This is a genomic window from Hymenobacter cellulosilyticus (genome assembly GCF_022919215.1).
Lineage (GTDB): Bacteria > Bacteroidota > Bacteroidia > Cytophagales > Hymenobacteraceae > Hymenobacter > Hymenobacter cellulosilyticus.
In genome coordinates this window covers 150,247-172,266 of the sequence record NZ_CP095046.1, presented here as the reverse complement: position 1 = coordinate 172,266, position 22,020 = coordinate 150,247, and the positions used below count along the sequence as shown (strand labels likewise).

The window sequence follows — 22,020 nt, the reverse complement described above, 5'->3', positions numbered from 1 at the left end:
TGGAGGATGCTATTTCGCAATTACAAAACTCTGTCTTAGATTTAGGACATTCTGCCTAAGTATCGGATTATTAGATCTGCCCCATCCTACCTCTGTTAAATCCCACCTGTTTACCAGTTTTTCTCTTTTCACCCCATCTATCTATTGATGATGAAAAAACCTTTACCCCAATTGGTCAAACGCGTAACTGATTGTACCGCAAGGTACAGGCGGCACTGGCGAGGAGTTACTCTGTTAGCCCTCAGCCTGTGGCTGGGTTTGATTGGCGCGGCTCAGGCGCAAGTCGACACGTATACATTCGCTGCATCGCAGGGCACTTTCACCCCCATTAGCGGTGGCACAGTGATATCGGGCATGACGGCCGATACCTATTTGTCGCCAGCCATTCCTTTAGGATTTAGCTTCGTTTTTGACGGCGCTACCTACACGCAGGTAAAAGCTTCTTCCAACGGCTGGATTAGCTTTAATACCGCCGGAACCAGCAACCACTCTGGTACGTTGGCTACCGCTCCGGCCTCAGTGCGTCCCATGGTAGCACCTCTGCTCGACGACTTGGACGGCAACCCCACGGGCGCCACGGCTACGGGCTCCTATATCACGACGGGTACGGCCCCTAACCGGGTATTCACCTTCGAGTGGATCAACTGGGAATGGCGCTGGAGCTCTAGTGCCGCGGGCTTGTCGTTTCAGGTAAAGCTGTACGAAGGCACCAATAAGGTAGAGTTCGTATATCGTCAGGAGTCGGGTGTCATTACGGCTACTTCTACGACGGGTGCTTCTATCGGTCTGGCGGGCACGGGCACGGGCGCAGGCTCTTACCTGTCTCTGAGCGACGCCACAGCAGCCCCCACGGCTAGCTCGACCACCGAAAACACCAATATCTTCACTAAGCCGGCTACCGGCCAGGTGTACACGTTTACGCCCCCGGTGGCCACGGGCTGCCCGCAGCCGCGCAACCTGAGCGTAAGCACCCTAACCAACACCACCGCTACCGTAGCCTGGACGGCTACTGGGGCGGCACCTTCAGCATTCAGTACGGGCCCAAAGGCTTCGTGCCCGGCTCTAGTGCCGCTACCACGGTTACGGCCACTGCCCAGACAGTTACTCTTACTGGTCTGACGGCCAACACGGCGTACGATTTCTACGTGACCCAGCTTTGCGGAGGCACGACGGGCAGCAGCCCCATCAGCCCCGTGGGTACGTTCACGACCCGCACCGCAGGTCCTCCAGCGAATGACAACTGTGCCAGCGCCGTGACCCTGACGCCGTCTGCTACTTCCACCTGCTCGGCCGCTACCAGCGGCACGGTGGAAGGCGCCACCGGCACTACTGGCCTAGCTACGCCCGTTGGCACGGCTGATGACGATGTATGGTACAAGTTCACGGCTGCGGCCACCACCCATACCGTTACGCTCACGGGTACCGGCGACTACGTGCAGGAAATTCTCTCGGGCTCCTGCGGCAGCCTGGTTTCTGTGGATTACTCGGATCCCAGCGTGAGCACCTACTCAGGGCTGACGGTTGGTAGCACGTATTATGTTCGGGTGTACTCTTATGGCTCCGCATTCCCTACAACTGCCGCGGCAGCCTTTACCATCTGTGTTACCAGCTCGCCGGCACCCAGCAATGATGCTTGTGCCAATGCCGTAACGCTGACTCCAGCTACTACCGGTGCTGCCTGTACGGCCGCTACCAGCGGCACGGTGGAAGGCGCCACCGGCACCACCGGCCTGGCCGCACCGACCGGCACGGCTGATGACGACGTGTGGTACCGCTTTACCGCTACCTCGACGGTGCATACTATTACGCTGACGGGCACGGGCAACTATGTGCAGGAAATCCTCACGGGTTCCTGTGCTACCCCAACTTCAGTTGGTTTCTCCGACCCCAATGCTAAGACGTATACTGGTCTTGCTGTAGGTACCAGTTACTTGGTGCGGGTTTACTCATTTGGCTCGGTACCCGTAACGGGCACTGCTGGGGCATTTACTATTTGCGTTACGTCGGGTGCACCGCCCGCTAACGATGCCTGCGCCAACGCCGTGACTCTAACGCCAGAAGCCTTGAATGCAGCTTGTTCTTCGGCTACTAGCGGTACCGTGGAAGGTGCTTCGGGCACCACCGGCTTGGCTACTCCGGTAGGCACGGCTGATGACGACGTGTGGTACAAGTTCACGGCTACGGCCACCACCCATACCGTTACGCTCACGGGTACCGGCGACTACGTGCAGGAAATCCTCTCGGGCTCCTGCGCTGCCCTGACTTCGGTGGGCTACTCCGACCCCAACGCCAAGACGTACTCTGGCCTCACGGTAGGCACCACGTACTTTGTACGGGTGTACTCTTATGCCTCTACTTCCCCACAACGGCGGCAGCGGCCTTCACCATCTGCGTCACCACGCCCACTCCGATTACGGCGCCGGCCAACGACGACTGCGCTAGTGCAGTTACCCTGACGCCCTCTGCTACCTCTTCTTGCTCGGCTCCTACCAGTGGTACGCTGTTAGGCGCTACCGGTCCTGCCGGTTTGGCTGCCCCAATCGGCACGGCTGATGACGATGTATGGTACAAGTTTACGGCTACCTCTACCGGGCACACCGTTACACTGACGGGTACCGGCGACTACGTGCAGCAATTGCTTTCGGGCTCCTGCGCTACGCTGACTTCGGTTGGTTACTCCGACCCCAATACCAAGCTCTACACGGGTCTGACAATTGGCAACGTGTACTACGTGCGGATATATTCCTACAGCTCCTCGACGCCAACGGCGGCAGCAGCGGCCTTCACCGTCTGCGTAACCTCGCTTGCCAACGACCCGCCGCCAGCCAACGACGAATGCGCTTCGGCGACGGAAGTAGCCGTGCAGTTCGGCAGCACCTGCAGCACCCGCATTGTAGCCAGCAACTCCGGCGCAACGGCATCGGCGAACATTCCGGCTCCCGGCTGCTCCCGCTACAGCGGTGGCGACGTATGGTTCAAGGTGGTAGTACCAGCCACAGGCAGCATTATTGCAACTACCGACTCAGTAGGCGGTAGCCCGCTGGAAGACACCGGCTTGGCCATCTATTCCGGCACCTGCGGTGCCCTGACCGTGGTAGGCTGCAACGACGACGGTGGAAACGGCTTCTTCTCTCAGCTGGAACTCACCGGCCGTACGCCCGGCGAAGTGCTGTACATCCGCGTATTTGAGTACGACAACGACGTATTCGGCAGATTTAAGCTGTGCGTGCGCTCGAACTCGTCGTGCCCGGCTCCTGTGGGCCTGAACGCCTCGAACGTTGCCACGACCAGCGCCCGTCTGAACTGGGCCGTAACGACTCCCGTAGCCGGTGCCACGTTCAACGTTGAGTACGGTCCTCAGGGCTTCACGCCTGGTTCGTCGGCCGGCACCCGCCTCACGGGCCTCACTGGCACGTTCGTGGACGTTACCGGCCTGCTGCCCAACACGGAGTATTGCTACTACGTGTCGCAGAACTGCGGCACGACGGGCGCTACGGCTGGCGTCAGCGCCGCTGCTGGTCCTGTGTGCTTCACGACTCCGGCCCCGATTCCGACCAACAACGACGCATGCGGCGCCGTGGAGCTGCCCATTACCAGCTCGGGCTGCACGCCCGTTACGGGCAACAACACGGGTGCTACTACGAGCGTGGCCAACGGCTACGTAAACCCAGGTTGCACCACGTCCAACTCGCCGAAAGATGTATGGTTCACGATGACGACCGGCGCTTCGGTTTCCGGGGTACAAATCACCACCACCGGCGGCCCCGCCGGCCAGGTACGGATTTTCACCGCGGCGTCCTGCTCCACGGCCTTTACCCAGGTAGCCTGCCAGGCTAGCAGCGGCAACAACCAGACGGTGGGCACGTTCAGCGCGGCGATGACGCCCAACACGAAGTACTACGTGATGGTAGCGGGCTACGGCTCCAACGATGCCACCGGTTCTTTCACGATTTGCGCCCGTCAGACTGTTCTGAGCAACACCAAGGAACTGCCCGGCGGCGAGGTCAGCGTATTCCCGAACCCTAGCAACACGGGCGCTATTACGCTGCGTATTCGCGGAGCTGCGCAAACCAAGACGGTGCAGGCCACCCTGCTCAACGCCCTGGGCCAGCAGGTTCTGACGCAGTCGGTAGCCGTGCAGGCCGGAGCAGTAGAAGCTACGCTCACCGTGAAAGGTATGGCAACGGGTATCTACACGCTGCGGGTGAAAGTAGGCGACTACACCATCACGCGCAAAGTAGTGCTGGAGTAGGTGTAAAAACCTCTTCAGCACAAGCCAAAAAAGGCGCTGCGGATTCCGCAGCGCCTTTTATGCTTTTGGCGGCATCAGTTCAGAATGCTTAGCGTACTACCAGCTGCTGGGTGTAGGAGGAAGCGCCGCTTTGGGCCCGCACGGCGTAGATACCCGGCGCAAGACCCACAATATTGAGCTGTAGCTCGGCCTGGCCGGCGGCAAACTGCGTGGTGCGGGCTACCCGACCCAGCGCGTCGAGCACGGTGGCCTGCATGGGAGCGGCCGAAGCGGTGGGCAGCCGGAGCGTCACGGTGCCTTGGGCTGGGTTGGGCCATACACTCAGTTTGGCAGCCTTGGTGGCAGCCTTGGCTGACGCAGGCAGATAAGAGCGGTTTTCCAGCACCAGGATTCGGTCATCGGTAGCGGCCGGATTCTGATTTCGGCCGTCACGGTTGCTGGTGCCAATGTAAATTTTTCCCTGCGGTGACATGCAGATGGAGCGCAGGCGGCCAAAGGTGGTCAGGTAGGAGTTGTCGGTGCCAATATTGTCGGTGGTTGCGCTCAGCGGCATCTGCACCAGCCGGGATGCTTTCAGGTTCACCATCAGCAGGCTGTTGCGCCACTCCGGAATAGCCGGATGGTCGTAGTGAATCAGGCCGGCGGTGGCTATAGTCGGCGTCCAGGTCCGCAGGGGCTGGCGCACGTTGTTGGCCGTGCAAAACGTTTGCTCGGCGGGCAGGTTGCACACGCCTTCCACGCTGGGCCAGCCGTAGTTGCGGCCGGCTTCAATCAGGTTTACCTCATCTTCAATGTTCTCCCCATGCTCTGAGCTGTAGATTTTGCCGTTGCTGGCCCGCGTCAGGCCCTGGGGGTTGCGGTGGCCCAGCGTATACACCAGGCTGCCCGGCGTAGGATTATTGCTCGGCACGGTGCCGTCCAGGTTCAGACGCAGGATTTTGCCGTTCAGGGAACTGGCGTTTTGGGCCTCGGGCCGTTGCTGGGCGTCGCCGGTAGTCATCAGCAGCGTCCGGTCGGGCAGAATGAGCAGGCGGGAGCCGCTGTGGGTCGTCGTTGCCGTAATGTTGCCCATCAGCACCAGCGGATTGCTCAACGTGCGGGTGCTGGCCGCGTAGGTGTAGCGGACGAGCTTTTCCTTGAGCACCCCGCTGTCGGTGTAGTTGTACACGATGTAGAGATAAGGCGAAGTGGCAAAGTCGGGGTGGAGGGCCAGGCCCAACAGGCCGCTTTCCCCAACTTGGGTTACGTCGGGCACGTTGAGCAGGGGCAGTACCTCGCCGGTATCGGGGTTTACCCGGCTGATGCGCCCGTTGCGCTCGGTCATCCAGATAAAGTTGTCGGGGCCCCACACCAGCTCCCACGGCACACTTATGTTGGTGACCAGGGGCGAAACCGAAACGGTGGTGCCGCCTACGGTAAAGGTCGTGGTTTGGGCCTGGGCCGCAGATGAGCCCGCCAGTAAGGCGGCCAGGGCAGTACAGTAAAGAAAACGTTTCATAGACAACTAATTGAGCGTGAAAGAATAAGCCTGATTCTATGTTAACGAGAGAGAAGCCTGAATGGATTAGCTTGCTTAGGAATTCGGGGCGGGTAGCTTTGTAGATAAGCCAAGGCCCGGTTTTGGCGGCCTTCTTACCTGAGTTTGCTTTTTCGCGCCGCACATGCTTTTCGTCGAACACACCCATCCGCAACAGTTCCGCATCAGTACCGACCCCGCCCAGCTCGACGTGGCCGCTGTTCACCAGTATTTAGCTCACGACTCGTACTGGGCCCAGAATATTCCGCGGGCTACGGTGGAGCGGGCCATTGCTCACTCCCTCAACTTTGGCCTCTATGCCCCGACGGGCGGCAGGCCGGGTTTGCCCGCGTCGTCACCGATTATGCTACCTTCGCCTGGCTTTGCGACGTGTTCGTGCTGCCCGAGTTTCGGGGTGTGGGCTTGTCGAAGTGGCTGATGAGCTGCGTGTGGGCTCATCCCGAGCTGCAGGGCTTGCGCCGTAAGATGCTGGCTACGCTCGACGCCCACGGGCTCTACACCCAGTTTGGCTTTGGCTCCCTGCCCACGCCCGAGCGGTTCATGGAAATCCGTCTGCCCAACCCGTACGGCGCCCCACGGCTAACTAAACGCGCTATACTTATTCCGCTATTCTGATGATGCCAACTACTTTAGAAGCCCGCTGGGGACAGCTGGCTACCCGGCTGGGTCTGCCCGTCACCCTGCGCGACGCCACCTACCGCCAGCTCACGGCCGCCTACGAATCGTCGGGCCGGCACTACCACTCCCTGGCTCATATTCGCAAGCTGCTCGAAACTGCCGAGCAGCACAAAGCCCTGGTGCACGACGCAGAGGTGGTGCAGCTAGCCATCTGGTTTCACGACGTGGTGTACAACCCCATACGCGACGACAATGAAGTGCGCAGCGCGGCCCTAGCCCAGGAATTTTTGGCCAAAACCAGTTTTCCGGCCGAGCGGCGCCAGCGCGTGAGCTTCCTCATTGAGCGCACCAAAGACCACACCCAGCCCCAGCCCGCCGCCGACACCGACCTGCACCTCTTCCTCGACGCCGACCTGCAGATTCTTGGGGCCGCCGAGGCCGACTACTGGCAGTACGCCCGACAGGTGCGGCAGGAGTACCGCCTCGTGCCCGACATTCTCTACCGCCGGGGCCGCAAGCAGGTACTCGAAAAGCTGCTCGGGGCGCCGGTTCTGTTTCAGACCCCGCTTTTCCGGGAAAAGCTCGACACCGCCGCCCGCCGCAACCTGCAGGCTGAGCTCCGGCAGTGGGAGAAGGGCGGCCTGTAGCAGCAGGAAGTGAATCGAACGAGTCTTGCCGGGCGTTGCAACATCCGGTGGCACGGTGGTGTCCTTGCCGGAGGCTTGCGTATTTTGCAGGCCATCCAAGGTCCTTTTCCCGTTGCTCATGCGTTCCTGTACTCTGTTGTCCGTGCTGGCGTGGTTGCCGGCCACCGCGCTGGCCCAAGCTCCGCCCGCCGCGCCGCTGACCTCCCTGACCGTTGAAAAAATAATGCGCGACCCGGCCCAGTGGATCGGCAGCTCGCCTTCCAACGTCGGCTGGAGCGAGGACGGTAAGCGCATTTACTTCAGCTGGAACCCCGAAAAGGCCCGGCGCGACTCGCTGTATTCCACTTCGGCCAGTGGCGGGGCCGTCCGCAAAGTGAGCCTGGCCGAGCAGCGCGCCCTGCCCACCACCAATGGAGACTACGACCAGAAATACACCCGCAAAGTGTACGAGAAGGACGGCGACATCTTCCTGCTGGAGCTCAAGACCGCCAAGACACGCCGCGTCACCCGCACCACCGAGCGCGAAACCGACCCGGGTTTTGCCCTGCAGGGTAAGCTCATCAGCTACACCCGCGGCGGCAACCTGTTTACCTGGGACCCCGCCACCGGCGAAACCGTGCAGCGCACCGACTTCCGCCGCGGCAGCCGCCCCGGTAACGGGCAGCCCACCGACAAGGCCGAGAAGTTTCTGCGGGCCCAGCAGCTGGCCTTGTTCGACGTCATCAAGCAGCGCGACCAGGACCAGAAGGCCCGGCAGCGCCAGCAGAAGGCCACGGCCCGGCTCAATCCCAAGGCCATCTGGCTGGGCCAGCAAACTGTGCAAAACCTGCAGCTCAGCCCCGACGGCCGCTTCGTAACCTACCGCCTGGCTCAGGAGCCGGCCGCCGAGAAAGTTGCCGTGGTGCCGAGCTTCGTAACGGCCTCGGGCTTTACCGAAGATATACCGACCCGTACTAAGGTGGGCGCCCCCCAGGCGACGGCCGAGCTGGGTATCTACGACATCGGGCGCGACACTACGTTTGTGCTTGGCTACAAAGAACTCAAGGGCTTGGACGAGCAGCCGGCCTACCGCAAGGAATACGCCCTGCCTGCTAAGGCCCCAGTGGCTGATGCCGACAAGGCCGGCGCGCCCAAAAAGGACAAGCCCGCCGAACTACGCCGGGTGGAGCCCTACGGCCCGTACTGGTCGGAAAACGGGCAGCACGCCTTTCTGGTGATTCGCTCCAGTGATAACAAGGACCGCTGGGTGGTGAGCCTGGACCCGGCTACCCAGAAAATCAGCCTGCTCGACCGGCAGCGCGACGAGGCCTGGATCAACGGCCCCGGCATCGGCTACGGCCCCGGCAACGTGGGCTGGCTGCCCGACAACAAGCGCGTCTGGTTTCAGAGCGAGGAAAGCGGCTATTCCCACCTCTATACCGTGGACGTGACCAACGGCCAGAAGAAAGCCCTGACCAGCGGCAACTTCGAGGTGCAGAAAGCCCAGCTCAGCCGCGACAAAAAGCTGTGGTACCTCACCGCTAACAAAACCCACCCCGGCGAGCAGCACTTCTACCGCATGCCCGTAGACGGCGGCACCATGACCCAGATTACCTCCATGCCCGGAGCCAGCGAGGTTACCCTGTCGCCGGACGAGAAAACCCTGGCCGTGCGCTACAGCTACACCAACAAGCCCTGGGAACTGTACGTCATGGACAACAAGCCCGGCGCCAAGGCCCGGCAAATCACCAACTCCCTGACCGAGGAGTTCAAAAGCTACCCCTGGCGCGACCCGGAGGTTATTACCATCAAAGCCCGTGACGGGGCCGACGTGTATGCCCGCCTCTACCGGCCAGCCAAGGCCGAAGCCCAGGGCCCGGCCGTCATTTTCGTGCACGGCGCCGGCTACCTGCAGAACGCTCATAAGTGGTGGAGCCAGTACTCGCGCGAGTACATGTTTCACAACCTGCTGGTGGATAAAGGCTACACGGTACTCGACATCGACTACCGCGGCTCGGCCGGCTACGGCCGCGACGTGCGCACGGGCATCTACCGCTACATGGGCGGCAAGGACCTCACTGACCAGGTCGACGGGGCCAAGCTGCTAGCGGAGAAGTACGGCGTCAGCCCCCAGCGCATCGGCATCTACGGCGGCTCGTACGGCGGCTTCATTACGCTGATGGCCATGTTTACCCAGCCTGATGTGTTCAAGGCTGGGGCCGCCCTGCGCTCCGTCACCGACTGGGCCCACTACAATCACGGCTACACCGACAACATCCTCAACTCGCCCTACAACGACAGTATTGCCTACGCCCGCTCGTCGCCGATTTACTACGCCGACGGCCTGAAAGGCGCCCTGCTCATGTGCCACGGCATGGTCGATACCAATGTGCACTTCCAGGACATCGTGCGCCTGAGCCAGCGCCTCATCGAGCTGAAAAAGGAGAACTGGGAGCTGGCCGTCTACCCCGTCGAAGACCACGGCTTCGTGGAGCCTGCCTCCTGGACCGACGAGTACAAGCGCATTCTCAAGCTGTTTGAAACCAACCTGCGGCCCGGCGCTACCGGTTCCGGCAGCAGCGGCAATTAACGTACAGCCACTACTGGCAAAAGCCCGGTTCCGTCAGGAGTCGGGCTTTTTTGTGCCCATTTCAATGCTGGAGGGACGGAGAAGCAGGGTCTTAGATTAAAAAAGTCAGGATAATAAGGTTATTAAATATAATATTGATTGAATATTTTCACCGGATATTGCCGCTTCCTTTCTTTCCTCTATTTCCTTTCTCTCATCTGATGAACCTTTACTATCAACCCTCCAAACGAATAACTATCGGCGGTGTGCTGAGCTTTTTGCTGCTGGGGGCCGTGGCAGCCGTGCCGCTGGCCTTTGTCTACGTCTACGCCACCTGGTACATTCCCTTTATCTACATCAACGTGCTGCTGACCGTGGGCTTCGGAGCAGGGCTGGCCATTGTGCTCAAAGGGTTGACGACGCTGGGCAAATTGCGAAACCCGGCCCTGGTGGGCTGGCTAGCTATAGTGGTGGGGCTGTGGGCATGGTACGTACAGTGGGCCCTCTACCTGACGCTGGTCAACGGTGCCGGCGAAACGGAATCCTTGGGCAGTCGGGCTTCCTTTACCCATACCACCTTCAATGCCGACGTATTCTTGAGTTTGCTCACCCAACCCGGCATCGTGCTCGGTATGCTGCCGCGCTTGGCCGAAAACGGCACCTGGAGTATTTTCACCGTCACCTTCAGTGGGGTGGCTCTGTACCTAGTCTGGTTTATTGAGCTGGCCATCATCCTGTTCTGCGCCTGGGCTCTGGCGCATTCCCAGGCCGCTACGCCCTTTTCCGAAACGGCGGGCCAGTGGGCCGAAAAGCTGACCTTCCCGGTAACCACCGCCGCCTTCGCCGATGCCGCGGCCACAAAAGCCGCTCTCGAAGCCGCCGACTGGACCCACCTGCAGCCCTTGGCGCCGGGAGAAGAAGCCTCAAGCTCCTTTGGCCGCCTGCACCTCTACCACGTGCCCCAGGATGAAGACTGCTGCTACCTCTCGCTCGAAAACGTGACCATCGAAGTCGACGACAAGGGCAAGACGAGCGAGAAAACCACCGACGTGCTAGAATATCTGCGCGTGGCACCCCACGTTTGCCGGGAGCTGCACGCCCGCTTCGGCACGGCGGCCGTGCCGGCCGAAAGCGTCACCGCTAGCTAATTCCAAAAAAGAAAGCCTGCTACTTCTAGCAGGCTTTCTTTTTAAGTGGTTATTCGGTGCCCGGGCGCAGGTCGACCGGGTCGGGGCGGTGTTCGAGCAGGTCAGCGGGCTGGCACTCCAGCACCTGGCAAATGGCGGCCAGGGTGCTGAAGCGGATAGCTTTAGCCTTGCCGCTCTTGAGAATGGAGAGGTTGGCCAGCGTAATGTTGACAGCGGCGGCCAAAGTGCTCAGCGACATTTTGCGCCGGGCCAGCATCACGTCCAGGTTTACAATAATGGGCATATCAAACAGTCAGTTCAGCTTCCTGCGCCATCACGACGCCCCGCTGGTACACGGCCGCTACGACCAGCAAAACTAAGCCGAATTTCCAGGCTCCGATTTCCGGACCCACGTCCAGCAGCACGTACGGGGCCACGGTGCCGCTGTGGCCCGGCAGTGGCACGGGCGGTACCAGCCTGGCCAGAATTATCCGGGCCAGGTACTGGTACAGGTCAATGCTTATCATCAGCAGGCCTAGCCAGCGGATGCGCCGGGCATTCTTCTCGGTGAAGGGCGACTCAATCTGCATCTCGTTCAGAATGCGGTACAGCAGCATACCCGTGAGCATGGAGTACATCATCAGCGGCAGCGAACCACGCCCATCTGCCGAGGAGTTCAAGACACCCAACAGTTCCAGAACAACCTTCTTGCCCCAGTTACTCTCTATGTATTTCAACCGTATCCGCTCCGTAAGCGGCACCAGCCGGTGCGCGTTGGGCTGCTTGCTGGCCACCAGTGAGTCGTAGCCCGGCTTATGGAGCTGCCCCTGCTGTGGGGCCCACACCTGCAGCGTCACGGAAGCCATCCGGTATTCCTGACGCAGCGTCGTGAAGCTAAAGGCTAGGTAAATGATAATGCCCAGCGTAGAAAACAGGTACTGGGCTGCCGCCAGCCACCGAACCAGGCGCAGAAAGGGTGGGAGGGAGGTATAGGTAGAAGGCATAAAGGATGGATTAGAGGTTGCCCAAAAGAAGGAAGATTGTTATTGATAAACAATAAATATTATCTGTTTAAAGGAAATAATACATCGATAAACATTGCAAAGGTTGTCAGAATAGCTAGAGCATTCGGGGCGGCTTCATCCAAAATCCATCCGCTGTTTGTTGCTTGCCTGCGTAAAAACCTGCCACCACCCGGCTCATTGCCCCTCACCGCTCTAACTGTCCGCTCATGCCTGCCAATAAATTCATGTTTGCCACCGGCATCGAAAACAGCTACCCCACCATCCTGCTGCCCAACGGCCAGGAAAAGCGGGTAGACGAGCTGGAAAAGGCCAAGCACTACGACAACTGGCGGCGCGACTTTGAGCTGGTCAAGGAAATGGGTATCGAGTTTTTGCGCTACGGACCGCCCTACTACAAAACCCACCTCGGGCCCGACAAATACGACTGGGAATTCACGGACTTGACCTTCAACACCCTGCGCGAACTGAACATCACGCCCATCGTGGACCTGTGTCACTTCGGTGTGCCCGACTGGATTGGCAACTTCCAGAACCCGGATTTCCCCCGCCTGTTTGCCGACTATTGCCGGGCTTTTGCCACACGCTTTCCCTATATCCAGTTCTACACGCCCATCAACGAAATCTACATTGCGGCCTTTTTCTCGGCCCAGATGGGCTGGTGGAATGAGCGCAAAGCCTCCGACCGAGACTTCGTCACCACGCTCAAAAACCTGTGCAAGGCCAACGTGATGGGCATGCAGGCCATTCTGGAAATTCAGCCCGAGGCCACCTTCATCCAGAGTGAAAGCTCAGAGTACTACCATCCCGAGGCCCCCGAGCTGATTCCCCGGGCGCAGTTCATGAACGAAAAGCGCTTCCTCAGCCTGGATCTGACCTACGGCTACCCCGTGTCGGTGACGATGTATGAGTACCTGCTCGACAACGGCATGACCCGTGACGAATACCACTGGTTTGGCAAGTCCGACATCAAGGCCCGCTGCATCATGGGCAACGACTACTACGAAACCAACGAGCACCTCATTAAGCTCGACGGCAGCATTGTGCCCAGCGGGGATATTTTCGGGTATTACGTCGTCACCAAGCAATACTTCGACCGGTACCATTTGCCCGTAATGCACACCGAAACCAACATCGGGGAGCCCTTGGCCGTGAACTGGCTGTGGCGGCAATGGGCCAATGCCCACCGGCTCAAGCAGGACGGCGTGCCGCTGGTGGGCTTTACCTGGTATTCGCTTATCGACCAGGTCGACTGGGACACGGCCCTGCGCGAAGACAACAACCGCGTCAATCCGCTTGGCCTCTACGACCTGGACCGCAACATCCGGCCCGTGGGCAAGACTTACAAAAAGCTGATTTCCCAGTGGAAGGACGTTCTGGAAAAAGAGAGTTACGGCATTCACCTGAACTATTAAGCGCCTTCAGGCCAGGCCAGAGAAGGAAATAAAGCCTGATTCAACGGCCCAGCCGGACCCGGCTTGCGCGCGGGGCCGCGCCGCTGCTATATTCACCGCACCTACCTACGCCTTTTTAATTAGCTTTGCGGCCCGTGCCCCGCCGGCTGGTAGGAGCCGGGCCCTTTGTTTTTCGACCTTAGTCGCTAGATTGAACCCTGATGCCGTATCTATTCACCTCCGAATCTGTTTCGGAAGGCCACCCGATAAAGTAGCCGACCAAATCTCCGATGCCATCCTCGACGAGTATTTGCGGCAGGACCCCGCTTCCAAAGTAGCCTGCGAAACGCTGGTCACGACCGACTTCGCGCTGGTCGCCGGGGAAATCAAGTCGACGGCTCACGTAGATGCCGAGCCCATTGTCCGGGGTGTTATCAGCCGCATTGGGTATAACAAGCCCGAGTACCTGTTCAACGCCGACACCTGCGAGGTAATGAACCGCCTGCACGAGCAGTCGCCCGACATCAATCAGGGTGTGGAGCGCGCTAGCGACGAAGAGCAGGGCGCCGGCGACCAGGGCATGATGTTCGGCTATGCCACCAAGGAAACGGCTAACTACATGCCCTTGGCTCTGGACCTCTCGCACCGCCTGCTCGATGAGCTGGCCAAAATCCGCAAGATGGGCCAGGAAATGACTTACCTGCGCCCCGACGCCAAAAGCCAGGTAACCATCCGCTACGCCGACGACAACACGCCTGAGGCCATCGACACCATCGTGGTAAGCACCCAGCACGACGACTTCGACGAGTCGGAGGAGAACATGCTGGTCCGCATCAAGGAGGATATTATCAATATCCTGATTCCGCGTGTCAAAGCTGCCCTGGACGTCGAAACCCAGAAGCTGTTTACCGACCAGATTACCTACCACATCAACCCCACGGGCAAGTTCGTTATCGGCGGCCCTCACGGCGACTCCGGCCTTACCGGCCGTAAGATCATCGTAGATACCTACGGCGGCAAAGGAGCCCACGGTGGCGGCGCTTTCTCGGGCAAAGACTCCTCGAAGGTTGACCGTTCGGCAGCTTATGCCACGCGTCATATCGCCAAAAACCTCGTGGCTGCCGGCGTTGCCGACCAGGCGCTGGTACAGGTAGCGTACGCCATCGGCGTAGCCCAGCCCGTAGGCCTCTACGTCACGACCTATGGCACTACCAAAGTAAAAGGTGCCAACGGCCAGCTGCTCACCGACGGCGAAATTGCCGAGAAGGTGAACAACCTCTTCGACATGCGTCCTTACGCCATTGTGCAGCGCTTCGGCCTGCGCAACCCCATCTTCGCCGAATCGGCGGCCTATGGGCACATGGGTCGTCCGGCGGGCACCAAAGAGGTGGTTATGCCCTCCGGTGAAACCAAAACGTTCGAGACCTTTACCTGGGAGAAGCTCGACTACGTGGACAAAATCAAGGCAGAGTTTGGCCTGTAAAATTTCTGCAGCCACTGCTGAGTCACAAAAAAGCCCCGCCGGTGTTTCCGGCGGGGCTTTTTTGTCGGCTTTCAGGGCGAAAAGAGCCGCGGTAGAGAGCCTAGTGGCTGGTGATTTTTTCCTTGTGCTTGGTAATCTGGCGGCGCAGGTTGTCGGCGGCGGCATCGGCAGCGGCTTCGAACGAGGGGGCATCTTCCTGGCTAAACAGAGTGGTGCCCGGCACAAACAGCTTTACTTCGACGGTCTTGTTATCGATGCCGTCTTTATTATTGAGTTTCAGAATTACCTCGCCTTCTGTGATACGGTCATAGAAAGTTTCAAGCTTGTCGAGGCGCTTCTGGATGAAATCGAGCAATTTTTGGTCGGCGTCAAAGTGTACCGAATGCATCTGTACTTTCATCGTTCTTAGGGGTTTGGGTAAGAGAAAGAGAAACAACTAGGCCTTCGGATGGGCCTTTTCAAATACGGATTTGAGCTTGTCAATAGATAAGTGTGTGTATACCTGTGTCGCGGCCAAGTTGGCGTGGCCAAGCAGCTCCTTGATGGCGTTCAGGTCGGCGCCCTTGCTGAGCAGATGGGTAGCAAAGGAGTGCCGCAGCACGTGGGGGTGCTGCTGCGAGGAGGCCGTCGTAATCTGGCTTAAATAGTGCTTCACGGTGCGGTACACAAGCTTTTCGTAAATAGGCTCTAGCTTCTCCGTAACGAGTAGGGGCCCGCGGGCGTTGTCGGCACCGCCAAATTCAACCTGCTTCTGCGCTATATAGCGTTCAAGAACTATTATGAGGCTGGGGTTCAGCGGCACGATGCGCTGCTTATTGCCTTTGCCGGTCACGCGCACGGTTTTGCCACTCAGACTCAGGTCTTCGTGCTTGATGCCGATAAGCTCCGACAAACGAATTCCGGTGCCATAGAGCAGCTCCAGCACAGCTTGGTCCCGGGAACCGACGAAGGTGGGTGGAAACTCAAAAGAGTTGAGCAGCCCGTTGAGCGAGTCCTCGGGCACAAAGTCGGGCAGCTTCTTGGCCACCTTCGGCGACTTGATGCGCAGCATCGGGTTTTTGCTGATGACATTCGTGCGCAGCAAGAACTTGTAGTAGGAGCGCAGGCAGGCAATTTTACGATTCACGGTGCGCGGATCCAGCTGCTGCTGCATCAGCGTGACCACCCAAGAGCGAATCAGGGTGTGGTCGGCCTGCTCGGGCTGCTCAAGCTCGTAAGTGGCCTTGAGGTAGTCCGAGAACTGCCGCAGGTCGGTTTGGTACGACAGCACCGTGTGGGGACTGTAGCGCCGTTCGAACCGCAGATAATCAAAAAATAATTCCATACGCTGAGTGCCAACCCGCTGAGGCCGGATACCCAATGTATGGAATTATCCTGGAAAGTACGAACGCGAAAAAACCGCCTGATTCGCTTTGGAAAGCAAATCAGGCGGTTAATTTCTAGCTAACAGCGAGCTGCTCCCTAGTAGTTATCGGTAGCGTACATCGTCTGCTTGTACACGGCCTTCTCCTTCTGCTTACGCTTGGTAACCGAAGGCTTCTGGAAGAACGTGCGGCGACGCAGCTCCTTCAGAACGCCGGTGCGCTCAAACTTCTTCTTAAAACGCTTCAAGGCACGGTCAACAGACTCGTTATCCTTAATCTGGACGATGATCATATGCTCAGTTGGAATGAAAAACTTTCTTCTTTAGGGGTTGCAAAGGTAACAGGCTCTTTCTTACTGTGCAAGCCCTAATGAAGTTGCTTGGTTTACTTTAACAAAGTGCGGGCAATTACCAGCTTCTGAATTTCGCTGGTGCCTTCGCCAATGGTGCACAGCTTGGAGTCGCGGTAGTACTTCTCGGCGGGGTAGTCCTTGGTGTAGCCGTAGCCGCCAAAGATCTGCACACCCTCGTTGGCGCAGCGTACGCACACTTCCGAGGCGTAGAGCTTGGCCATAGCCGACTCCTGGTTCACGTTCAGGCCGCGGTCCTTCATGTCGGCGGCGCGGTAGGTGAGCAGGGAAGCAGCCTCAATTTCGGTAGCCATGTCGGCCAGCTTAAAGGAGATGCCCTGGAAGTTGGAAATCGGCTGGTTGAACTGATGGCGCTCCTGCGAGTAGCGCAGAGCGGCCTCAAACGCACCTTGGGCAATGCCCAGCGACAGAGCCGCAATAGAAATCCGGCCGCCGTCCAGCACCTTCATCGACTGGATGAATCCTTCGCCTACTTTGCCCAGGATGTTGGCTTTTGGTACGCGGCAATCGGTGAAGATCAGTTCGGTGGTTTCGGAGGCGCGCATGCCCAGCTTATCGGCTTTCAGGCCGTGGGTGAAGCCTTCGGTGGGCTTCTCAATCACGAAGGCGGTCATGCCGTGGGAGTCGCCGACTTCGCCGGTACGGGCAATAACAACGGCAATGCTGCTGCTCTTGCCGTGGGTAATAAAGTTCTTGGCGCCGTTCAGCACGTAGTCGTCGCCATCTTCCACGGCTACGGTGCGCATGTTGCCCGCATCGGAGCCGGTGTTGGGCTCGGTCAGGCCCCAGGCGCCTATCCACTCGGCCGAGGCCAGCTTGGGCAGCCACTTGCGCTTCTGCTCCTCGGAGCCAAACTGCAGAATGTGCCCGGTGCAGAGCGAATTGTGAGCAGCCATGCTCAGACCAATGCTACCATCAATCTTGGACAGCTCGGCAATAGCGGTTACGTACTCGACGTAGCCGAAGCCCGCGCCGCCGTACTCCTGGGGGACGAGTACGCCCATCAGGCCCAGTTCACCCAGTTTTTTGAAGACTTCAATGGGAAACTCCTGGCTTTCATCCCACTTCATCATGTCGGGTTTGATGTGGGTTGCGCCGAAGTCGCGCACCATCTGGGCAATCATTGTTTGATTTTCGGTGGCTACAAGTTCCATGAAGAGAGCGGTTGGGTGGGGAAGGTTTGGGTATAACAGTAGGGGCCCAGATTTGGGTTTGCGAAAGTACGCTTTTAGCCGTAGAGAAGCCAGCTTGGGGCAGGGCCCGGCCCTCCGATTTTGAAAGGGCGTGCCAATTCGGTTACTTTGAAGGTTTTTTAGGGAAAAATATACCCATCTAAAAGGGTAGTTCCCATTGCCTTCGAACTAATTTTTGGCTTTATCAGCCTGCATGCAACAACCCGCTCTCTACCGACTTCTGCGCCTCTGGCTGCTGTGCGTGCCTTTCGCCGTGCTATTCTCCTCCTGCACCACCGGCCGCTACTACCGGCAGAACATCATGTTTCGCACGCCCACCGGGGAAGGTGTCGACACCATGAAGCTGCGTTCTTTGGTCGGGCGCACTAGTCGAAACTACCTGATTCAGCCCAACGACTACCTCGAAGTTCGGGTATATACCAACAAAGGGGAAAGAATTCTGGACCCCAACGGCGAGCTGCAGTTTGGTTCTCCCTCTTCAACCGGTACCAGCACCGCGGCGCCTACCACGGGCCGGGGCGCGACGGGGGGAAGCCGGGGCGGCGGACAATCCGGCACCCAGGCTCCCGGTGCCAACCAGTTTCTGGTGCAGGCAACCGGTATGGTAAACCTGCCGATGGTGAACATGGTGAAGGTGAGCGGCCTGACGTTGCTTGAGGCAGATAGCCTGCTCAAAACCAAGTACGACGTATTCTACAAAGATTCGTACGTAGCTACCCGCGTCACCAACAACCGCATTATTGTACTAGGTGCCCCGGGCGGGCAAGTCATTTCCATGTACAACGACAATATGAACCTGCTGGAAGTTCTGGCCTCGGCCGGTGGTTTGGAAGGTGGCATTGGTGGCGGCGGCGGTGGCGGCGGTGGGGGCGGCGGCCGGGGACGGGCTTACAATATTCGCCTGATCCGGGGTGATTTGCGCAATCCGCAGGTGCAGGTTATTGACTTATCTACCATCGAGGGTATGCGCCGGGCCAATTTGCAGGTGGAGGCCAACGATGTAGTCTATATCGAGCCCGTGCGACGTCCCTTCTTTGAGGCACTTTCTGATGCCGGAGCCGTGTTTGGTATCATAGGTGGGTTGGCAGGAATCTTGACATCCTACGTTTTAGTGAAAGATATCATCAGTAGGTAGCCGGGAGCCTGGGCAAGTCCGGTGACGGATTCGCGGCCGTGGAGCTCTAAGACTAACTTGTAACGACGTAATGGCAGTAAACGAAAACGCTGAGCTGGAAGAACTTATTCGCAGTGCCGGCGGCGCCGAACCTAATGCGGTGGAAGATGAAGGTGGCGGGCTGGACCTGACCACTTTACTGCTGGTAGCACGCCGCAGCATTCTTTGGATTATCCTGCTGATTGCCCTGGGCCTGTCTGCTTCGTGGTTGCTGCTGCGCTACACCAAGCCCGTTTATAAGTCTTCGTCGCTGCTCAAAATTGATGAGAAGACTGAGGCAGGGGCTCTGGGTTTGGATGGGGCAGTGGGTCAGGCGGTGGGCGCTAGCAGCGTCAACAAGCTCTCGGGCGAGGTGGAGTTGATTAAGTCCAACATCATCTATCAGCGGCTCAAAGACTCGCTGGAGCTCAACGTGAATTACTACGTGGAGGGCACCGTGCTGGAAACAGAGCTGTATGGCGCCTCCCCGTTCAAGGTAGCCTACAAAATCAAGGACCCGAATTTCTTCAACACCAAGTTCGCCCTGAACTTCACCGGTCCCCAGCAGTTTCGGCTGTCGTACCTGTATCTGGGGCAGGAGCGGAGTGCAACCTACACGCTGGGTCAGCCGGTGGTGGTGCCCGGCATGGAACTGCTGATTACCGCCACGCCTCTGCTGGATGAAGGAGCCCGGGAGAAGAATTATCACTTTGTCATCAACGATGACGGAGCGGTAAACAACTACCTGAATACCAACCTGAGCGTGGATATCGTCAACCCCGACGCCAACACGATTCAGATTGCCTTCACCGATTTCAATCCGGCCAAAGCCCGCGACATCGTTAATAAGATTGACACGGTGTATTTGCAGGAGAAGCTGGCTAAAAAGCAGGAAGCTACGGCCCAGACGCTCCAGTTTCTGGATAAGACCCTGGCCGAAAACCAGCAGCAGCTCCAGAAAGCAGAGGAAAATCTGCAAGCTTTCGTGCGGGAAAACAAAACCTATGATGTTAAGGCCGAGGTAACGACGATTACCGAGAAGCTGGCAGAGCAGGAAGAAGGCCGGCTGAAGCTGGTGGAAAAGGCCCGTTTGCTGGGCGAGATCAGCCGCTTGGTGGACCAGGACCGTCTGACGCAGAGCGAGGACGCCACGTTGGAACAAAGCATTCCGGGTATTGCCGCCATTGAAGACCCGCAGCTCACCCAGCAGCTTAGCGAGCTGAATGGAATACAGTGGAATCTGCGCCGCCTGTTGCGTTCCTATAACGAAACGACGGAGGCCGTCAAGCAGCAGCAGGCTCAGCTGACGTACGTGAAAAGCAACATCCGGCGCTTGCTGCAGCAAAACCGCCGCTTGCTGCAAGCCCAGATTGACCGCATGAACCAGCAGCGTGCCCAGTTCAGCGCCGAGCTGCAAACGCTGCCCCAGAAAGAAACCGAGCTGGCCCGTCTCCGGCGGCCATTCGAGCTGTATGAGAAGTCGTACCTGATGCTGATGGACAAGAAAGTCGAGTTCAGCATTGCTAAAGCCGGTACCACCCCCGACTTCCAGATTCTTTCGCCAGCCAGCATGCCGGGCGCCCCCATTTCACCGGTACGCACGATGATCTACGCCATTGGTCTGGCCGGCGGTATTGCCCTGGGCTTGGCCCTGATTGCGGTGCGCTACTTTATGCACAACACCGTTACCAACGTGCGGGAGCTGGAGCGCGCTACCTCCGCCTCCGTGCTAGGCGTGATTCCGACCTACGACAAGGAGAAGATGACCGTCTCGAAGCTGGTGGTGGACAAAAATCCCAAATCGGCTATTTCCGAGTCTATCCGCTCCATCCGGACCAACCTGGACTTTATCAGTTCGGCCAAGAAGAAGCGGCTGATTTCGGTGACGTCCACGATTTCGGGAGAAGGTAAAACCTTCGTGACGGTAAACCTGGGCGGTATTATTGCCCTTTCCGAGCAGCGCGTGGTCATCCTGGACCTGGATATGCGCAAGCCCAAGGTAAACTTGGCCTTTGGAGCCGAGAACGTGAAGGGCGTCAGCACCATCCTGATTGAGAAGCACACCATCCTGGAGTGCATTCAGCACACGAGCATCCCGACGCTGGACTTTATTTCGGCCGGCCCGACGCCGCCTAACCCGTCGGAGCTGATTCTGAGCGCCAAGTTCGATGAGATGCTCGAGGAGCTTTATCAGCACTACGACGTAATTCTGATTGACACGCCGCCGGTAGGCCTTGTCACGGACGGCATCCTGATTATGCGCAAAGCCGATATTCCGATTTATATCGTGCGGGCTAATTACTCGAAGAAGTCCTTCCTTAAGAATGTCAACAAGCTGATTCGGGCCAACAACTTTACCCGTCTCTGCGCCATTCTCAACGACTCGACGGCCAGCGGGCTGTATGGCTACGGGTATGGCTACGGCTACGGCTACGGGTATGGCTACGGCCAGGGATACTACGAGGAGACCCGGCCCGTGGTGGGACTGTTCTCGCGCTTACGCAAGCGCTTTACCTAAGCTGACTTCTTCTGCGCATGGCGTCTTTCTTTCAGCGGCTTTTTGGCAGCTCCTCCGCTTCAGGCTCTGAGCCGGCAGCTACCCTGGCGACGCTGGAAGTCGATATGCACTCCCACCTGCTGCCCGGCCTCGACGACGGGGCCGAAACGGTGGAGCAGTCGGTGGAGCTGCTGCGGGCGTTGCGGGCGCTAGGTTATCGGAAGCTGATCATGACGCCTCACATCATGGGCGACTTTTACAAGAACACGCCCGCCAGTGTGCGCGCCGCGCTACAGCAGCTGCAGGAAGCGGCCACGGCAGCCGGTATCACCGATGTGACGCTGGAGTGCGCCGCCGAGTATTACCTGGACGAGTGGCTGCAGCAGAAAATTGAAAGCCAAGAACCGCTGCTCAGCTTCGGAGGCGACAAAAAGTATCTGCTGTTCGAAACCTCGTACATCAACGAGCCCTTCAACTTTGCCGAAACCGTCTTTAACCTGAAGTCGGCGGGCTACCAGCCGGTGCTGGCCCACCCGAGCGCTACACCTACTTCTATGGCCGCTTCGATGAACTGGCCAAGGTGCGGGAAAGCGGCGTGCTGCTGCAACTGAATTTGAATTCCCTGGCGGGCTATTACTCGGCCGGGGCCAAGCGGGTAGCCGAAAAGCTCATTGATGCCGGCCTGATAGACTTGGTGGGCACGGATGCGCACAACCTGAAGCACACCGACACGCTGCTGCGCAAAGTGCTGCCGACGCCTTATCTGCAAAAAGCGCTGGCCCTGCCGCTGCTGAATAGCTCCTTGTAACAACGCC

Annotated in this window: 19 protein-coding genes and 1 pseudogene; 13 read left to right on the top strand and 7 right to left on the bottom strand. The window is 58.6% G+C overall.

Annotation, left to right across the window (positions count from 1 at the left end):
• Positions 1 to 258: 258 nt before the first annotated feature.
• The 3 genes from MUN79_RS00895 to MUN79_RS00885 are packed head-to-tail and all read left to right on the top strand — an operon-like array spanning position 259 to position 4,252.
• Positions 259 to 1,119, top strand: coding sequence for an NIDO-like domain-containing protein (locus MUN79_RS00895; RefSeq protein ID WP_244675949.1), 861 nt, complete (start codon positions 259 to 261; stop codon positions 1,117 to 1,119).
• Positions 1,053 to 2,456: a hypothetical protein gene (locus tag MUN79_RS00890; protein WP_244675948.1), complete on the top strand. Its 1,404-nt coding sequence runs from the start codon at positions 1,053 to 1,055 to the stop codon at positions 2,454 to 2,456. Before MUN79_RS00895 ends, MUN79_RS00890 begins: the two co-directional genes overlap by 67 nt.
• Positions 2,387 to 4,252 (top strand): T9SS type A sorting domain-containing protein, encoded by a 1,866-nt coding sequence (locus MUN79_RS00885; RefSeq protein WP_445991691.1) that lies wholly within the window; start codon positions 2,387 to 2,389, stop codon positions 4,250 to 4,252. Before MUN79_RS00890 ends, MUN79_RS00885 begins: the two co-directional genes overlap by 70 nt.
• 88 nt (positions 4,253 to 4,340) lie before the next feature.
• Here the strand turns inward: MUN79_RS00885 and MUN79_RS00880 are convergent, their stop codons facing one another.
• Positions 4,341 to 5,750 carry a PQQ-dependent sugar dehydrogenase gene (locus MUN79_RS00880; RefSeq protein ID WP_244675946.1) on the bottom strand — a complete coding sequence of 470 codons (1,410 nt, stop codon included), beginning with the start codon at positions 5,748 to 5,750 and terminating at the stop codon, positions 4,341 to 4,343.
• Between the two features lie 144 nt (positions 5,751 to 5,894).
• On the opposite strand from MUN79_RS00880, the gene MUN79_RS00875 reads away from it, so the two are divergent.
• From MUN79_RS00875 to MUN79_RS00860, 4 genes are all read left to right on the top strand, one after another.
• On the top strand, positions 5,895 to 6,404 hold the full coding sequence (locus tag MUN79_RS00875; RefSeq protein WP_311136629.1) for a GNAT family N-acetyltransferase: 510 nt from the start codon (positions 5,895 to 5,897) through the stop codon (positions 6,402 to 6,404).
• A complete protein-coding gene (locus MUN79_RS00870) occupies positions 6,404 to 7,054 on the top strand; it encodes an HD domain-containing protein (RefSeq protein ID WP_244675945.1) in 651 nt (216 codons plus the stop codon). The genes MUN79_RS00875 and MUN79_RS00870 overlap by 1 nt, the downstream gene beginning before the upstream one ends.
• Positions 7,055 to 7,172: 118 nt before the next feature.
• On the top strand, positions 7,173 to 9,623 hold the full coding sequence (locus MUN79_RS00865; RefSeq protein ID WP_244675944.1) for a S9 family peptidase: 2,451 nt from the start codon (positions 7,173 to 7,175) through the stop codon (positions 9,621 to 9,623).
• Positions 9,624 to 9,823: 200 nt separating this feature from the next.
• Positions 9,824 to 10,750, top strand: a complete 927-nt coding sequence (locus MUN79_RS00860; RefSeq protein WP_244675943.1) for a hypothetical protein — start codon at positions 9,824 to 9,826, stop codon at positions 10,748 to 10,750.
• 49 nt (positions 10,751 to 10,799) lie between these two features.
• Here the strand turns inward: MUN79_RS00860 and MUN79_RS00855 are convergent, their stop codons facing one another.
• Positions 10,800 to 11,033 (bottom strand): helix-turn-helix domain-containing protein, encoded by a 234-nt coding sequence (locus MUN79_RS00855; RefSeq protein WP_244675942.1) that lies wholly within the window; start codon positions 11,031 to 11,033, stop codon positions 10,800 to 10,802.
• Position 11,034: 1 nt separating this feature from the next.
• On the bottom strand, positions 11,035 to 11,733 hold the full coding sequence (locus tag MUN79_RS00850; protein ID WP_244675941.1) for a DUF2975 domain-containing protein: 699 nt from the start codon (positions 11,731 to 11,733) through the stop codon (positions 11,035 to 11,037).
• Positions 11,734 to 11,960: 227 nt separating this feature from the next.
• Between MUN79_RS00850 and MUN79_RS00845 the strand changes: the two genes are divergently transcribed.
• The gene (locus tag MUN79_RS00845; protein ID WP_244675940.1) at positions 11,961 to 13,166 is read left to right on the top strand and encodes a family 1 glycosylhydrolase; all 1,206 of its coding nucleotides are present in this window, start codon (positions 11,961 to 11,963) and stop codon (positions 13,164 to 13,166) included.
• Positions 13,167 to 13,366: 200 nt separating this feature from the next.
• A pseudogene (gene metK / locus MUN79_RS00840) lies at positions 13,367 to 14,628 on the top strand (methionine adenosyltransferase).
• A 100-nt stretch (positions 14,629 to 14,728) separates the two neighbouring features.
• Here metK and hpf read toward each other — a convergent pair.
• The 4 genes from hpf to MUN79_RS00820 all read right to left on the bottom strand — a co-directional run bounded on the left by hpf (position 14,729) and on the right by MUN79_RS00820 (position 17,516).
• A complete protein-coding gene (gene hpf, locus MUN79_RS00835; RefSeq protein WP_244675939.1) occupies positions 14,729 to 15,028 on the bottom strand; it encodes a ribosome hibernation-promoting factor, HPF/YfiA family in 300 nt (99 codons plus the stop codon).
• A gap of 36 nt (positions 15,029 to 15,064) precedes the next feature.
• Positions 15,065 to 15,952, bottom strand: coding sequence for a tyrosine-type recombinase/integrase (locus MUN79_RS00830; RefSeq protein WP_244675938.1), 888 nt, complete (start codon positions 15,950 to 15,952; stop codon positions 15,065 to 15,067).
• Positions 15,953 to 16,089: 137 nt separating this feature from the next.
• Positions 16,090 to 16,284, bottom strand: a complete 195-nt coding sequence (rpsU, locus tag MUN79_RS00825; RefSeq protein ID WP_100337199.1) for a 30S ribosomal protein S21 — start codon at positions 16,282 to 16,284, stop codon at positions 16,090 to 16,092.
• Positions 16,285 to 16,376: 92 nt separating this feature from the next.
• A complete protein-coding gene (locus MUN79_RS00820) occupies positions 16,377 to 17,516 on the bottom strand; it encodes an acyl-CoA dehydrogenase family protein (protein WP_244675937.1) in 1,140 nt (379 codons plus the stop codon).
• Positions 17,517 to 17,748: 232 nt separating this feature from the next.
• On the opposite strand from MUN79_RS00820, the gene MUN79_RS00815 reads away from it, so the two are divergent.
• The 4 genes from MUN79_RS00815 to MUN79_RS29765 all read left to right on the top strand — a co-directional run bounded on the left by MUN79_RS00815 (position 17,749) and on the right by MUN79_RS29765 (position 22,013).
• The gene (locus MUN79_RS00815; RefSeq protein WP_244675936.1) at positions 17,749 to 18,690 is read left to right on the top strand and encodes a polysaccharide biosynthesis/export family protein; all 942 of its coding nucleotides are present in this window, start codon (positions 17,749 to 17,751) and stop codon (positions 18,688 to 18,690) included.
• A 70-nt stretch (positions 18,691 to 18,760) separates the two neighbouring features.
• On the top strand, positions 18,761 to 21,226 hold the full coding sequence (locus tag MUN79_RS00810; RefSeq protein WP_244675935.1) for a GumC family protein: 2,466 nt from the start codon (positions 18,761 to 18,763) through the stop codon (positions 21,224 to 21,226).
• A gap of 17 nt (positions 21,227 to 21,243) precedes the next feature.
• The gene (locus tag MUN79_RS29770; protein ID WP_262922967.1) at positions 21,244 to 21,816 is read left to right on the top strand and encodes a tyrosine-protein phosphatase; all 573 of its coding nucleotides are present in this window, start codon (positions 21,244 to 21,246) and stop codon (positions 21,814 to 21,816) included.
• A complete protein-coding gene (locus MUN79_RS29765) occupies positions 21,786 to 22,013 on the top strand; it encodes a CpsB/CapC family capsule biosynthesis tyrosine phosphatase (protein ID WP_311136628.1) in 228 nt (75 codons plus the stop codon). The genes MUN79_RS29770 and MUN79_RS29765 overlap by 31 nt, the downstream gene beginning before the upstream one ends.
• The last annotated feature ends 7 nt before the right edge of the window (positions 22,014 to 22,020 follow it).

Excerpts from the sequence above, each read along its gene's own strand:
- MUN79_RS00880 (WP_244675946.1), bottom strand. The coding sequence starts at position 5,750 with ATGAAACGTTTTCTTTACTGTACTGCCCTGGCCGCCTTACTGGCGGGC.
- MUN79_RS00870 (WP_244675945.1), top strand. The coding sequence starts at position 6,404 with ATGATGCCAACTACTTTAGAAGCCCGCTGGGGACAGCTGGCTACCCGG.
- MUN79_RS00865 (WP_244675944.1), top strand. The coding sequence starts at position 7,173 with ATGCGTTCCTGTACTCTGTTGTCCGTGCTGGCGTGGTTGCCGGCCACC.
- MUN79_RS00860 (WP_244675943.1), top strand. The coding sequence starts at position 9,824 with ATGAACCTTTACTATCAACCCTCCAAACGAATAACTATCGGCGGTGTG.
- MUN79_RS00855 (WP_244675942.1), bottom strand. The coding sequence starts at position 11,033 with ATGCCCATTATTGTAAACCTGGACGTGATGCTGGCCCGGCGCAAAATG.
- MUN79_RS00850 (WP_244675941.1), bottom strand. The coding sequence starts at position 11,733 with ATGCCTTCTACCTATACCTCCCTCCCACCCTTTCTGCGCCTGGTTCGG.
- MUN79_RS00845 (WP_244675940.1), top strand. The coding sequence starts at position 11,961 with ATGCCTGCCAATAAATTCATGTTTGCCACCGGCATCGAAAACAGCTAC.
- hpf (WP_244675939.1), bottom strand. The coding sequence starts at position 15,028 with ATGAAAGTACAGATGCATTCGGTACACTTTGACGCCGACCAAAAATTG.
- MUN79_RS00830 (WP_244675938.1), bottom strand. The coding sequence starts at position 15,952 with ATGGAATTATTTTTTGATTATCTGCGGTTCGAACGGCGCTACAGTCCC.
- rpsU (WP_100337199.1), bottom strand. The coding sequence starts at position 16,284 with ATGATCATCGTCCAGATTAAGGATAACGAGTCTGTTGACCGTGCCTTG.
- MUN79_RS00820 (WP_244675937.1), bottom strand. The coding sequence starts at position 17,516 with ATGGAACTTGTAGCCACCGAAAATCAAACAATGATTGCCCAGATGGTG.
- MUN79_RS00815 (WP_244675936.1), top strand. The coding sequence starts at position 17,749 with ATGCAACAACCCGCTCTCTACCGACTTCTGCGCCTCTGGCTGCTGTGC.
- MUN79_RS00810 (WP_244675935.1), top strand. The coding sequence starts at position 18,761 with ATGGCAGTAAACGAAAACGCTGAGCTGGAAGAACTTATTCGCAGTGCC.
- MUN79_RS29770 (WP_262922967.1), top strand. The coding sequence starts at position 21,244 with ATGGCGTCTTTCTTTCAGCGGCTTTTTGGCAGCTCCTCCGCTTCAGGC.